The 14,214-nt window shown below is 53.7% G+C and carries 12 protein-coding genes and 1 tRNA gene; 10 read left to right on the forward strand and 3 right to left on the reverse strand.

Features of this window, described 5'->3' with window-relative positions; translation table 11 throughout:
• Positions 1–23: 23 nt before the first annotated feature.
• The gene (locus IPM31_00380) at positions 24–2,165 is read right to left on the reverse strand and encodes a bi-domain-containing oxidoreductase (protein ID MBK9005429.1); all 2,142 of its coding nucleotides are present in this window, start codon (positions 2,163–2,165) and stop codon (positions 24–26) included.
• A 200-nt stretch (positions 2,166–2,365) separates the two neighbouring features.
• On the opposite strand from IPM31_00380, the gene IPM31_00385 reads away from it, so the two are divergent.
• Positions 2,366–3,490, forward strand: a complete 1,125-nt coding sequence (locus IPM31_00385) for an aminopeptidase (GenBank protein ID MBK9005430.1) — start codon at positions 2,366–2,368, stop codon at positions 3,488–3,490.
• 73 nt (positions 3,491–3,563) lie between these two features.
• Here the strand turns inward: IPM31_00385 and IPM31_00390 are convergent, their stop codons facing one another.
• Complete coding sequence (locus IPM31_00390; protein ID MBK9005431.1) at positions 3,564–3,908, reverse strand: hypothetical protein; 345 nt, start codon at positions 3,906–3,908, stop codon at positions 3,564–3,566.
• Positions 3,909–4,094: 186 nt separating this feature from the next.
• On the reverse strand, positions 4,095–6,236 hold the full coding sequence (gene glgP, locus IPM31_00395; GenBank protein MBK9005432.1) for an alpha-glucan family phosphorylase: 2,142 nt from the start codon (positions 6,234–6,236) through the stop codon (positions 4,095–4,097).
• Between the two features lie 151 nt (positions 6,237–6,387).
• Here glgP and IPM31_00400 point away from each other — a divergent pair, with 151 nt between their 5' ends.
• The 9 genes from IPM31_00400 to IPM31_00440 all read left to right on the forward strand — a co-directional run bounded on the left by IPM31_00400 (position 6,388) and on the right by IPM31_00440 (position 14,203).
• Positions 6,388–7,113 carry a (Fe-S)-binding protein gene (locus tag IPM31_00400; GenBank protein ID MBK9005433.1) on the forward strand — a complete coding sequence of 242 codons (726 nt, stop codon included), beginning with the start codon at positions 6,388–6,390 and terminating at the stop codon, positions 7,111–7,113.
• Positions 7,110–7,664, forward strand: coding sequence for a tyrosine-protein phosphatase (locus IPM31_00405; protein ID MBK9005434.1), 555 nt, complete (start codon positions 7,110–7,112; stop codon positions 7,662–7,664). The genes IPM31_00400 and IPM31_00405 overlap by 4 nt, the downstream gene beginning before the upstream one ends.
• Complete coding sequence (locus tag IPM31_00410) at positions 7,601–9,625, forward strand: LUD domain-containing protein (GenBank protein ID MBK9005435.1); 2,025 nt, start codon at positions 7,601–7,603, stop codon at positions 9,623–9,625. The genes IPM31_00405 and IPM31_00410 overlap by 64 nt, the downstream gene beginning before the upstream one ends.
• A gap of 40 nt (positions 9,626–9,665) precedes the next feature.
• A tRNA-Glu gene (locus tag IPM31_00415) sits at positions 9,666–9,738 on the forward strand.
• An 86-nt stretch (positions 9,739–9,824) separates the two neighbouring features.
• A complete protein-coding gene (gene rbsK / locus IPM31_00420) occupies positions 9,825–10,760 on the forward strand; it encodes a ribokinase (GenBank protein MBK9005436.1) in 936 nt (311 codons plus the stop codon).
• 83 nt (positions 10,761–10,843) lie between these two features.
• Positions 10,844–11,788, forward strand: coding sequence for a nucleoside hydrolase (locus IPM31_00425; GenBank protein MBK9005437.1), 945 nt, complete (start codon positions 10,844–10,846; stop codon positions 11,786–11,788).
• A gap of 93 nt (positions 11,789–11,881) precedes the next feature.
• Positions 11,882–12,844 (forward strand): nucleoside hydrolase, encoded by a 963-nt coding sequence (locus IPM31_00430; GenBank protein ID MBK9005438.1) that lies wholly within the window; start codon positions 11,882–11,884, stop codon positions 12,842–12,844.
• Positions 12,837–13,361 (forward strand): ECF transporter S component, encoded by a 525-nt coding sequence (locus IPM31_00435; protein MBK9005439.1) that lies wholly within the window; start codon positions 12,837–12,839, stop codon positions 13,359–13,361. Before IPM31_00430 ends, IPM31_00435 begins: the two co-directional genes overlap by 8 nt.
• Positions 13,362–13,423: 62 nt before the next feature.
• A complete protein-coding gene (locus tag IPM31_00440) occupies positions 13,424–14,203 on the forward strand; it encodes an ECF transporter S component (protein ID MBK9005440.1) in 780 nt (259 codons plus the stop codon).
• The last annotated feature ends 11 nt before the right edge of the window (positions 14,204–14,214 follow it).

A 14,214-nucleotide genomic window follows, 5' to 3' on the forward strand; every position in this document is an offset into this window, starting at 1 on the left:
CGTCCGCTACACACAGGATTCATTTAGAACTTGATGGTTTGCATCGTCCGCAACGACTCCACCACCGCAAATGTGGACTTGGTCACGTCGATCAATTGTTCATACGGGATCGGCGGTTCGCCTCCCTCTTGAATCGCTTTCACGAACGCTCTCCACTCATTCACCCAGCCTTTATCTTGCGCCCCTCTTTCCTCTTTCATCTTTCCTTCTCGAGTAATTTGCAACGACACAAAATCATCCAACACCGCGACCATGCCGCTGCAAAAAACTTCCATGCGCTCTTTCGGGAAGGATTTGTCGCCGTTGGCAAGATAATCTACGACGCCAATGGAGCCATCGGGGAAGGTGAACGTCATCGAGACGTTATCTTCGCTGTACTTGCCTTCATTGGACAAGGCGTGTGCTGTCACAGAGACGGGAGCCGCGCCAACGAGGAAGGTAATGAAGTCAATGAAGTGACAGGCTTCGCCGACGATTCGTCCGCCGCCGATGTTGGGGTCTTGAGTCCAGTGATTGGGAGGGAGGTAGCCTGCGTTGATGCGGTAGTGGGCGTGGAGGGGCGACCTGAGACCTGAGACTTGAGACTTGAGACTTTCTGCAAGAGGGGCAAATCTTCGGTTGAAACCAGTGAGCAGTAAACAGTTATCAGTTTTCGCCAACTGCTTACTTATCACAGATAACTGTTCACTATTTATCGCCAGTGGTTTTTCGACGAAGACATGCTTGCCTGCTTTCAAGGCTTTGACGACTAATTCTGCATGTGAATCATGGCGCGTGAGGATGGCGATAGTGTTGATGTTTGGATCGTTGATGATTTCATCGTCACTCGAAGTGGCGTATTTGAAGCCAAACTTTTTGCCCGCGTGTTGCGCGTGGAGTCCGCCTGAGGAGGCGATGCCTACGAGTTGAATGCCGTCCACTTTTTTGATGGAGGGAAGTAGAACTGAGTTGGCGAAGAGACCAGCGCCTAAGACACCCAGATTTACGATTTCAGATTTACGATTTACGATTGAGGGGAAGACTACTTTTCTTTCTTCTTTCGTCTTTCCTGCTGGATACGTAAGCAGAACACCTAAAAACGTATCTTTCTTCTTTCCCGTAATCACATCATAGGCTTGCGTTGCCTTTTCAATTGGAAACCGATGAGAAATAAGCGGTTTCACTTTCAACTTTCCACTTTGCATCAAGTCAACGACTGCTTCAAAGTTGCGACCCTCCGTCCAGCGGATGTAGCCGAGGGGATAGTCTTGTCCATTCTCTTCGTAATTGGAATCGTAACGACCTGGTCCGTACGAACGCGAGTTGATAAAGGAGAGTTCTTTTTCGTAGTAAATTTTTCTAGGGAGAGTCAAACCAACCGCGCCTGTTGCAACGACGCGCGCACGGTCACGAGCGATGATACCTGCAAGTTCAACGGGATCATTTGAAGGAGTGTCGGCGCAGATGAGAACCACATCGAAGCCGCGGTTGGCGGTAAAAAGCTGGGAGGTAGATTCCGCTCGTTGGCGCGAGACAGCATCAAGTCCGAGAGAAGAAGCGAGGGCTATCCGCTTGGGGTCGAGGTCAATGCCCAAGACGTTACATCCAGCGGCGGATGCGATTTGAATCGTCAATAATCCCAGCAGACCCAAACCGATCACCGCGACGTTCTCGCCGAGTTGCGGCTCCGCGAGGCGAAATCCGTGCAGGGCGATCGCGCCGAGCGTGGTGAACGCGGCAGATTCAAAATCAACATTTTTTGGAAGAGGCGTTAAGAGATTGCGCGGCACAACATTGTATTCGGCATGGACAGCGTATCCGCCGCCCGCGCACGCCACGCGCTGACCCACTTTGAAGCCCGTCATGCTTTTGCCGAGTGCGATGATCGTGCCAGCGGACGAATAGCCGAGCGCCATCGGCTGGTCGAGGCGATTGAACGCGGCTTGCATCGTGTTGACCACGCCTTCGCGCCGCGCTTTGTCGAGGACTTGTTTGACGAGATCGGGACGCGAGCGCGCCTTGCCGACGAGACTCTTTTCGGCAAACTCGACGACCATGCGCTCGGTTCCCGCGGACACGAGGCTGGTTGCCACTTGGACGAGCGCCTGCCCCTCGCGCGGAGTCGGCATCGGCACGTCTTCGATGGAGGCTTTGCCTGTTTTGATGTTTTGGAGGAGTTGTTTCATGAAGATCAGAGAATTGGAGGATTAGAGATTGGTGATTCGTTGCGATGGAAAGTATACCCTATGAGCGAGTGTTATAATTTGCGTAACTTAACGTACAGAATGTCGTTCTGAGCGGAGCGAAGAATCTCTTTCGCCATCATAGAGACCCTTCGCTGACGCTCAGGGTGACATGCCTGATGACATAAAACAGGAGAATTGCCGTGGCTGATTCACGAGTTCAAAAATTTGCTAAAGTTTTGGTGGAACATTCCGCGCGCATTGTGCCTGGCGACCGCGTGCTGATCGAAGCGACGACCGCCGCCGAGCCGCTTGTGCGCGAATTGTTCATCCAGATCATGGAGAAGGGCGGTCATCCGCACCCGATGGTTTCCCTGCCTGGGATGATGCCGTTCAGCCAGGACGAGTTTTATCTCACGTACGCCAACGACTCGCAACTCGATTTCGTTCCAACGTTTTACAAACTGGCGTACGACGAATTCGAGAGCCGCATCCGCATCCACTCTTCGACGAACACGCGCGGCACGACGAACCTTGACCCCGTCAAAGCGCAGCGACGCGGCAAAGCCATCAGCGGAATCACAGAAGCGCAGATGAGGCGCGGCGGCGAGGGCAAGTTCAAATGGGTCACCACCCTCTACCCCACCGACGCGTACGCGCAAGACGCGGGCATGAGTTTGAAAGACTACGAGGATTTTGTTTTTGGGGCAGTTCACGCGCACGAAGATGACCCAATCGCGTACTGGAACAGCACAGCGGCAGGACAACAAAAAGCGATTGACTTCCTCGCGGGGAAGGATGTCGTCACTTTGCGCGGTCCGAACGTGGATTTAACTCTCTCAATCAAAGGTCGCACGTTTATGAATTCGACTGGCAGATACAACATGCCCGACGGTGAAATTTACACGGGACCCGTTGAAGACTCATTGAATGGCTGGGTCAAATACACCTACCCCGCCATTTACGGCGGCGTGGCTGTCGAAGGCGCGGAACTCACGTTCAATCGCGGACGAGTCCAACGCGCGACGGCGGAGAAGAACGAAGCGTATCTCATCAAGATGCTCGAGTCGGATGAGGGCTCGCGTCACGTCGGCGAGTTTGCCATCGGCACGAATTTCGACATCAACAAATTCACGGGCAATATTTTGTTCGACGAAAAGATCGGCGGCACCTTCCACATGGCGCTCGGCGCGGGCTACCCCGAAACGGGATCGAAGAACAAGTCCGCGATCCATTGGGACATGATCTGCGATTTGCGAACCGATTCTGAAATTACAGTGGATGGGGAGTTGTTTTATAAGAACGGAGAGTTTGTGTTTGGGAAGTAACACGTAGGGCGGGGTTTCCCCGCCCAATATTTTTATCAATCAAAAGGGGCGAGAGTACCTCGCCCCTACAATTTCAATACCGCCCCACCGACGAATCCACCCTCCGCGCGTAATCGTCAATCCCGCCTGATACGTTGAAGACATTTTTCCAACCTTGTTGAGACAGCCACGCGGTGACCTGCCCACTGCGGTTGCCGTGATGACACATGACGTAAATCGTCACGTCTTGTGATCTTGCGGATTCGGACAACGCGTTCAATCCCTCCTCTGCCAGTCGGCTCATCGGCGCGACCTCCAGCCTGCTGTCAGTCAATTTGGCGTAGGTCAACTCTTCGAGTTCGCGCACGTCGAGGAGAATGAATTGCTCATCGGAGTTGAGTTTCGCGGCGAGGTCGGTGGTGGTGATTTCAGGAATCATAGTTGCTCCATTAAATTCTTTTTACCACGAAGGACACTAAGGTCACTAAGGTTTTGGTTTCGTGGCGCAACACAGTGAATTTCCGTAGACTTTCTTTCACGCATTTTCGGGAGTTGAGTCGAAAGCCAATACCACGATCATCACTCAACATAACTTTGTGTTCTTCGTGCCCTTTGTGTTTAAAATCTATTTCAACGCCTTCACGTATAAATTCTCCACATATTGTTTGACCATGCGGCGCGTGGAGAATTGGGGGATGTTCGTCTTCAAATTATCTTTCACGCGCGCGATCCATTCGTGGGAAATTTCTTTCGGGTCGCGGTCGTAATACAGCGGGATGATCTCGTTCTCGAGCGTGCTGTACAAACTCTCGGCGTCTTCGGCATCCTGCTCGTCGGAGTTATCAATCTGTTCATCGCGCCCAATGGACCAGCCGTTCTTGCCGTTATACGCTTCACGCCACCAACCATCCAGCACGGAGAAGTTCAACGCGCCGTTGAGAGCGGCTTTCATTCCAGACGTGCCGCTCGCCTCCAGCGGACGACGCGGCGTGTTCATCCACACATCCACGCCTTGGACGAGGTAACGCGCAAGGTTCATGTCGTAGTCTTCGATGAAGACGATGCGACCGCCCGTCTCCGCTTTTTTCACGGTTCGATACACTTGCTGGATCAATTGCTTGCCTGGCTCGTCGGCGGGATGCGCTTTGCCAGCGAACAAAATTTGCACAGGCATGTTCGGCTTGTTGACGATGTTCAGCAACCGCTCCACGTCGCGCATGACGAGACTCGCCCGCTTGTACGTGGCAAACCGACGGGCGAATCCGATCGTCAGCGCGTAGGGGTTGATCAACACGCCAGACGAGACAACTTGCACGGGGTGGAATCCTCCGCCCGTCCAGCGTTCACGGACGCGCTCTCGCAAGTAAAAAGAAAGTTTGCGTTTGAGATGCAAGCGGACCGCCCACAACTCCGCGTCGGGGATCTCGTCGATTTGTGACCAAAACTCGGGCTGGTCGAGATGATCGTACCAATCGGAGCCGAGATGCTTGATGAAAAGATTCGTCAAACGCCGCGCCATCCAATTCGCGGTGTGGACCCCGTTGGTCACGTAGGTGATCGGGACATCCTTCTCCGCTTTATCTGCCCACAAGAAATTCCACATCTTGCGCGAGACCTCGCCATGCAACTCAGAGACCGCGTTGCGCCCGTCTGAATTTCGCAAGGCAAGGATGCCCATGCTGAAGGCTTCGCTGTGTCCCTTTGGATGTTTGGCAATGTCGAAGAATTGTTCGCGCGTGAGATTCAGTTGAGAATAGATTCCGCCAAGATATTTTTCGATCAACCACAACGGGAATTCATCGTTCCCCGCAGGGACGGGCGTATGCGTGGTGAAGACGTTTTGTCCGCGCGTCTTTGCGATGGCGTCTTCAAAAGACGCGCCGCCCGCCACAAGTTCGCGCGCCCGCTCCAAGGTCAGGAATGCCGCGTGCCCTTCGTTCATGTGCCAGACCGCGGGGTTGTATCCCAGAGTCCGCAACGCGCGCACGCCGCCGATGCCCAACAACACTTCCTGCATCACGCGGCGATCCAGATCGGACCAATACAAACGCGCGGTGAGCAAGCGATCCAATTCTGAATTATCTTCGACATTCGAATCGAGCAGATACAACGGCACGCGCCCAACACGCGCTTCCCAAATTTGCAACGCGATGCTTCGATCGGTGAGTTCTACTTCAAGCGTGACGCGCTTGCCGTCTTTATCCATCACGGGCAGAACGGGCAGGTCTTCCAACACGAGCATGTTGTTCAACGCTTCCTGCCAGCCGTCTTCGCTGATGCGTTGCGAAAAATATCCCTGCGCGTACATGAAGCCGACCGCAGTGAGCGGCAAACCAAGATCGCTCGCTTCTTTCAAATGATCGCCCGCCAGCACGCCGAGTCCGCCCGAATAGATGGGGAGCGTTTCATGCAGACCGAACTCCATCGAGAAATACGCGATGGGACGCGAATCAAATTCGGGATGCGTTTGATGCGTCCACGTTTTTGAGTCCGAAAAATACGAATCGAAATCCGCAAAAACTGTTTTGTATAATTTTTGATAATCCTTATCGTTCACGGCTTGTTTCAATCGCGCGCGCTCGATCTCGCGCAAGAGTCGAATCGGGTTGTGTCCAAGCCGCTCCCACAATTCATAATCGAGCCGCCCAAACAGCCGCGCCGCTTCGGGATGCCACGTCCACCACAGGTTGTATGAAAGTTCATGCAAGCGCGAAATTTGTTTCGGCAGGTCAACGGGTTTTGGAAGTTGTGTTTTGAATGATGTCATAGTGAATAATCATACCATGCGCATGTCGTTGCGAGGAATTGCGAAGCAATGATGAAGCAATCTCCTGGCACTTTGAATGTAACAGGAGATTGCTTCGTCGAGCCTACGGCTCTCCTCGCAACGACATTTTGTATTGGGATACAATAAACAAATGCCCCGCATCCAACTCTTCGTGACGTGTCTCGTTGATTCTTTCTACCCTCAAACTGGTGAGGCGATGGTGAGCATTCTCCGCCGCCTCGGCATTGACGTGGACTTCGCCCGCGACCAAACTTGTTGCGGACAACCTCCCTTCAGCGCGGGCTTGCACGCGGAGGCGCGTCCGATGGCGCAACATACCATCGAAGTGTTCGAGAAAACGACAGGCGACATCGTCCTGCCTTCTGGCTCATGTGCCCACATGATGAAACATAACTACATCGAATTATTCCGCGCTGACCCTGTTTGGCTTCCGCGCGCGCAGACGTTGGCGAATCGCGTCTTTGAATTCACCGAATACCTCGTGGACAGACTCGGCGTCACCGATGTCGGCGCGCGCCGGGACGGAGTCCTCACGTATCATCCAACCTGCCACGCATTACGCGGAATGATGATAGACCGCCAACCGCGCGCCCTGCTCGCCAACGTGAAAGGCGCGACCATCGTCGAGTTGCCCGCCGCGGAAGATTGTTGCGGCTTCGGCGGAATCTTTTCGGTGGAACATCCTGAACTTTCCGCAGAACTACTCAAACGGAAAATCTCGAATCTAGAATCCTCCGAATCCCCCACTTTAGTTTTGCTCGAAGCGGGGTGCCGAATGCACATCGCAGGCGGACTGCACAGGCAGAAGAAACATCAACGAGTAGTTCATATTGCGGAAGTGTTGAACGCAACATGACCGATTCGCTAAACGTCAAATTTGTCCCCGTCGGCAAAGGAAGATTTGCCGTGTATCATCGTCCCCGCCGCATCGATTTTCCGCTTTTGCGTCAGATGGGATGCACGCACATTATCACCTTGCTCAAAGAAAGCGAAGGAGCGCAACGGTACGGCGACATGGCTCGCGCGGCAAACATTGAGTGGGTTTGGGCGCCGCTTCCTAATGGAAATTTTCCAGAAGGCGAAGCGCATGACCGCCTCATTGAAGTCATGCCAAAACTCGCGCAATTGCTCGACAATAACAATGCCATACTCATTCATTGCTCGGCAGGCGTCCATCGGACGGGATTGGTTGCGTACGCGTTGCTCCGTTGGCGAGGAATCGAAAGCGAACAGGCAATGCAGATCATCGCGCAAACGCGCAATGAAACCGCCGAAGGAATGATGGAAAAACGAAAACGCTGGGGCGACAAATTCCCTCCTCAATCACCAGCGAAAGAAACAACATGGATCAATTCCGTCAAAGAATTCGCACATCGCTTGCGAACCAGCATCTTCAAAACGCGTTAGACCTCAACGCCGAGCGGCGCGTGACGCGCAGGATCAACGCGCTGGAGACCTTGCCCGATTGGCGCGAGAGACGTCAACGCGCCCACGCCGTCCGCGCGGAGGTGATCGAGAATCTCGATTCGTATCTCGATCAATTCACAGCCAACGCGCAAGCGAATGGAGTCATCGTCCATCGCGCAAAAGACGCGGCGGAGGCGGTGAAGATCGTGTTGGAAATCGTAAAATCTTTACCACTAAGGACACAAAGTACACAAAGTGAAAAAGAAAAATCCTTAGTGCCCCTTCGTGACCTTCGTGGTAAAAAAGCTCTTGTCGCAAAATCGAAGAGCATGGTCACCGAGGAAGTCAACCTCAACCATGCGCTTGAAGCGGAGGGGATTCGCGTCGTTGAAACCGATCTCGGCGAGTTCATCGTGCAACTGCGCGGCGAGAAGCCCGCTCACATTATCACGCCCGCGTTGCATTTGAAACGGCAGGATGTGGGTCAACTCTTTCACGAAAAGCTCGACATCCCCTACACCGAAGACATTCCCACGTTGACCAATACCGCGCGGAAAGTTTTGCGCGAAGTGTTCCTCACAGCAGACGTGGGCATCACAGGCGCGAACTTCGCAGTCTCTGAAGAAGGCGCGATCTGCCTCGTCACCAACGAGGGCAACGGACGCATGGTCACAACTCTCCCTCCGATCCACATCGCGCTCGTCGGCATGGAACGCATCGTCCGCACACTCGACGACCTCGCGCTGATGCTGTCTCTGCTTCCGCGTTCAGCCACTGGGCAAAAACTCACCTCATACACGCAGATCGTCCACAGCCCGCTACCGAATCAACAACGTCACTTCATCCTCCTCGATAACGGACGTTCGCGCCTGCGCAACTCGCCTCTCAAAGAATCTCTCTATTGCATCCGATGCGGCTCATGTCTCAACGCCTGCCCCGTCTTCCGCGAGATCGGCGGGCACGCATACAAAAGTCCATACTCGGGACCCATCGGCTCGGTCATCTCGGCGGGACTCTTCGGAAGCGAATTCGTCCCGCTCGCGCAAGCGTCCACGCTATGCGGCGCATGCAAAGACGCCTGCCCTGTGGACATTGACCTGCCGAAGTTGCTGGTGCGCGTGAGAGCAGATCAGTCTCAAGTCTCAAGTCTCAAGTCTTCTAACCCTCATGGATTAACTCCACTCTCCACTTTCTCTCTTCGGATGTACAGCCGCTTCGCCCGCCGCCCGCGCCTGTTTACCCTCGCCCAAAAATTTGCGGCGCTGACGAGTCCGCTCCTGTCGCTTTTCTCGCAATGGATTCGTTTGCCCGCGTTCACAGGCTGGGGCTACAGCAAGGATTTGCCGCGTTTTGCGGGGAAATCATTTCGGGAGAGATGGAACGAGACAAAGGTAAACACGGAAACAAGTAGACAAGTAAACACGTACGCGAATGAACTTCTAAAAAAAGAGGAGACCCTTCGCTCCGCTCAGGGTGACATAATGGAACGCTTCACACAAGAACTAACCGCCGTGCATGGACATGTCCATCACACCGAAGACCCAACGCAATCCATTATTCAGTTTTTGCAATCACGGGACATCAATCGAATTCAACTTGAGCCAAATGTTTTGAATGAAGACATGCTCACACAAGCAGGCATCACCTTCACCCGCGAACCCGATCCCGCAATCCGCGCGGGGGTGACAAAGGCTCAATGCGGCGTGGCAGACACAGGGTCCATGCTTGAAGCGGATGGCGAGGGGAAATCATTGCACGCGTCGCTACTTCCCGAAATCCATCTTGCGGTGTTGCGCACGTCGCACATCTATCCATCATTGGAAGACGCGATCTATCTTGTGAAAAACACAAAATCGTCAGTCTTCATCACGGGACCCTCCGCCACGGGCGACATCGAAAGCGTCCACACCATCGGCGTGCATGGACCAGGCGAAGTGCGCGCCTTTCTCGTTGACGATTGATATTCGGGATGATACAATCTCGCCGCTTAATTCAAGTTTTGCCCCCATCGTCTAGTGGCCCAGGACGAAGCCCTCTCAAGGCTTAAACCGGGATTCGAATTCCCGTGGGGGCACTCTTCCCATGACCTAATAAGTTTATGGGGCATAAAAGAATCATCCGCGAGATGGTTCTTTTTATTTTGAATAACTGTATAATTTGATTATGAATCAAATCCTCGTTGTCGGCTCGCTCAATGCAGACCTTGTCGCGCGCGCGCCGCGCTTTCCTCAACCCGGCGAGACGATCAGCGGCGAAGACCTGCGCGTGATCCCCGGCGGCAAGGGAGCGAATCAAGCCGTCGCGGCGGCGAGACTTGGAGCGAACGTTTCGATACTGGGGCGCGTGGGCAACGATAACTTCGGTGATTTTCTTCTTGAGAATCTCAAGCAAAACAGAGTGGATTCGAGCCTGGTCCAACGCGATGATTCTTCGACTGGAACAGCGATCATCATTGTAGACTCCAATGGACAGAACAGCATTGTGTTATCCGCAGGAGCGAACGGCAACGTTTCAATCGCCGATGTAGACAATAGTCCATTTACCAATTACCAATTACTGTTGCTCCAACTCGAAATCCCCCTCCCTGCTGTTCTTCGCGCCGCGCAACGCGCCAAGGAAAATAACGTCCGCGTGATTTTGAACCCCGCGCCTGCGCAACAATTGCCCGATGAATTGATCGCCCTCGCCGACTATATCATCCCCAACGAAACGGAATTGTCATTGTTGACAAGTCAGAAGATCGAAGACATCCCCTCCGCCGAATCTGCCGCCAGAGACTTGCTGAGACGCGGCGCGAGGAACGTGATCGTGACCCTGGGAAGCAAAGGCGCGTTGTTGGTGAACTCGGAAGCAAGCAAGCAGATACACACGTTCAAAGTGGAAGTAGTGGATACCACCGCCGCTGGCGACGCATTCATTGGAGGTTTTGCAACATCCCTGCTGGAAAACAAATCGCTCGAAGAGGCTGTCCGTTTTGGTTGCGCATGCGGCGCGTTAGCAACCACAAAATTCGGCGCGCAACCATCGTTGCCGATGAAAGAGGAAGTCGAAAAAATAATCTCTACCTCTTCGGCTTCGCTCAGGACAAGTCTCTAGTCTCCAGTCTCTGGTTTTGACGCGACGAGTCTACCTCGTTTACTCAACCATCAATTACAAATTACCAATTACCAATAATTCATATGCCCAAACGAATCATCATAGACACCGACCCCGGCATCGACGATGCCCTCGCCTTCCTGCTCGCGCTCGCCTCGCCTGAGATCCAACTCGAAGCGCTGACCACGACTCAAGGCAACGTCACCATCGAAACCGCCACGCGCAACGCGCTCGCTGTGCTGGAACTGGCAAACGCGAGTCATATTCCTGTCGCGGCGGGAAGCGCAGTGCCTCTCGTGCAACCCCTGCGCGCTTCGGCTCACGTCCACGGCGAAAGCGGAATTGGCAACTCAAAACTCCCCGCGCCGAAAAGCAAACCGCTCGAAGGACACGCGGTGGATTATTTGATTCAGCGCGTGCTTGCAGAGCCGGGCGAGTTGAGCATCTTCCCCATCGGTCCGCTGACGAACATTGCCATGGCGATCCGCAAGGAACCGAAGTTTGCCAAAGCCGTGAAGGAACTGGTCATCATGGGCGGCGCGGTACTCGAACATGGGAACGTCACTCCGCAAGCGGAGTTCAACATCTGGGCAGATCCGCACGCCGCGCATATCGTTTTTCATTCAGGGATTCCGATCACCTTGATCCCGCTGGACGTGACTCACAAATGCCTGCTCAAGCAAACACACATCGACCGCCTGCTCGAGACCAAATCGCCGATCACCCGTTTCATCACGCAGGCGGTGGAAACCTGCTTCGCGCATTCCAAATCATACGGCGGCGAGGGTTGCGCCATGCACGATCCGCTCACGCTGGCAACCATCATCGCGCCCGAGTTACTAACGTTCAAAGAGTTGTACGTGGACGTGGATTATTCCACCGGAGTTTCGATGGGCAATGCTTTCGGTGATTTCCTTGGCAAAACTGGCAAGCCCGCCAACATGAAAGTCGCGCTTCAAGTGCGCGGCGAGGAGTTCATCGAACTGTTCCTTCAGCGTATGGAAGCCCTGGCAAGATCCATTTCGTAGGGGCACAGCGAGTTGCGAGATGATTTTGACTAACGCTCGTTTCGCTGTACCCCTACGGCGAAGTACAAATTACCAATCACCAAGTACTCTTTTATGAAACGCATCCTCCTCGACACCGACCCCGGCATAGACGACTCGCTCGCCATTTTGCTGGCGTTGGCTTCGCCTGAAATTTCTCTCGAAGGGTTGAGCATCGTCCACGGCAATTGCTCGCTCGAACAAGCGACAATAAACGCGCTTTCAATTTTGGAACTTGCGAACGCGACTCACATCCCTGTTGCGGTTGGGTGCGAACTGCCGCTTGTGCAACCCTCCCTGCTCGCGCCCGAGACGCACGGCAACACAGGCTTGGGCTACGCAAAGCTGTCAGAACCGCGAACCCAGCCGACCCGTCGGCATGGATGCGATTTCCTCATCGAGCAAATCATGTCCGCGCCGGGCGAAGTCACACTCGTGGCGATCGGTCCGCTGACGAACGTCGCATTGGCAATTCGGCACGAGCCGCGCATCGCGCAATCGCTCAAAGAGTTGATCATCATGGGCGGCGCGATCCGCCATGAGGGCAACACCACCGCGCTGGCGGAATTCAACACGTATGCCGACCCGCACGCCGCGCACATCGTCTATCACGCCGGGATTCCCACCACGCTTGTGCCGCTGGATGTGACGTATCAATGCGTTCTGACTCAGGGGGATGTGGATCGCCTTCTGCGACTCGATTCGCCCCTGACGCGTTTCATCGCCGACGCGACGCGCTTCTACATGGAATTTCACGATGAATATCAAGGCGTGCAGGGTTGCGTGATCAACGACCCACTCGCGCTCGCGCTGACCTTTGCGCCTGAATTGTGCGAGTATCAAGACTTGCCCGTCGATGTGGACATCTCGGGCGGCGTTTCGCTCGGCAAGACCATCGGCGATTTTTACAATTACAATCAAAAGCCTGCGAACATGAAAGTTGCGCTGGGCGTGCATCCGCGCGATTTCATTGAATTATTTTTGGAGCGCATGGAGAAATTGTCAAGGAAAGATTCTCTCGGAGGAAACGATGCTTGAAAAAATAAAACACGACTTCAAAGGAATCACCTGGCTATTGATGGCGCTGGGGATCGTCCTCAATGGAGCAAGCGCGTTGGCAGTATCGAAAACGAGTCTTCCCCTTTATCTTGATTCCATCGGGACGGTGTTCGTCGCGGTTGTGGCGGGTCCATGGGCTGGAGCGTTGACGGGTTTGTTGACCAACGTGATCCTCGGGTTCGTATCGCCGAGCTATGCGCCATATTGGTCCGTTCCGTTGTTGATCGGTTTCGTTACCGGATTTCTCGCCAACGCTGGCTGGTTCAAACGCTGGTGGAAAGTAATCGCGGCAGGCTTGATCATTGCCATTCTTGCGGCGGTTATGTCATCGCTGATCGCGGCGCTGGTGTTTGGAAACTTCACATTCGACCTTTCGTATTTTCTAGTAAAAGAGCCTGTGGATAAAGTCATTACGACGCTCATCGTATATTTCGTTCTTAAATTCCTCCCAAAACGATTCGTATCGCTTTTCCCTCGCCACGAAAATGTGGATTAAATAGGTGAAACAAAAAACGATCATGGGTGTTGTAATCGTCAAATCAAAAAAGGAGAAATGACATGGTAGAAAATATCAAGAAAGAGTTCAGCACCAGAACGTTGGCGCTCATTGCGATCGCAATTGCGATCAATATCGTCATCGGACAATTAGTGTTCTACTTGAAATTGCCGATCTATCTCGATAGTATCGGCACGGTATTGGTCGGCGCGCTCGTCGGTCCTTGGGCGGCCGCCGTTACGGGTGGTTTATCGAATATTCTTTGGGGGGTTGTTCCTCCTCCCCTTCAAAATACGTTTTCCGTGCCTTTCTTCTATGTTGCGGTTGTCATCGGTTTGTTGGCTGGCTTTTTCGGAAAGCGTGGGGTGTTTGAGAAAGAATCGCCGCGTTGGATTTCTGTATTGATCGGCGCAGTCTTCTTCTTTGCGCTCGCCATGTTCGTTCTCGCCTTCATCAATATTGACACCAGCGAAGGCTTCGCCATCTTCCCCAGCATGAGAGACCTCGTTTCGCAATATGCAGTGGTCTTTGTGCTGGCGATTGCGATTGGAGCGGCTATCGGCTACTTCCTACTGCAAAATGGCGGCTACGTTGGGTTAGCGGGGCTGGTGACGGGCGTGGTCGCGGCGATTATTTCTGCCCCCACCGCCGCTGTTGTCTTCGGAGGTGTTACAGGCGGAGGCACAGATTTGTTGGTCGCGGCATTCAGGGCTAGCGGCGGAAATATTTGGGCTTCCGTCCTTGCGCAGGGAAGCGTATCTGATCCATTCGATAAAATGTTATCGTTCATGGTCGTCCTCTTCATACTCCGCGCCCTCCCCACGCGATTCAAAGCGCGCTAATCGATCTGCGC

The sequence above is a fragment of the Candidatus Defluviilinea gracilis genome (assembly GCA_016716235.1).
GTDB lineage: Bacteria > Chloroflexota > Anaerolineae > Anaerolineales > Villigracilaceae > Defluviilinea > Defluviilinea gracilis.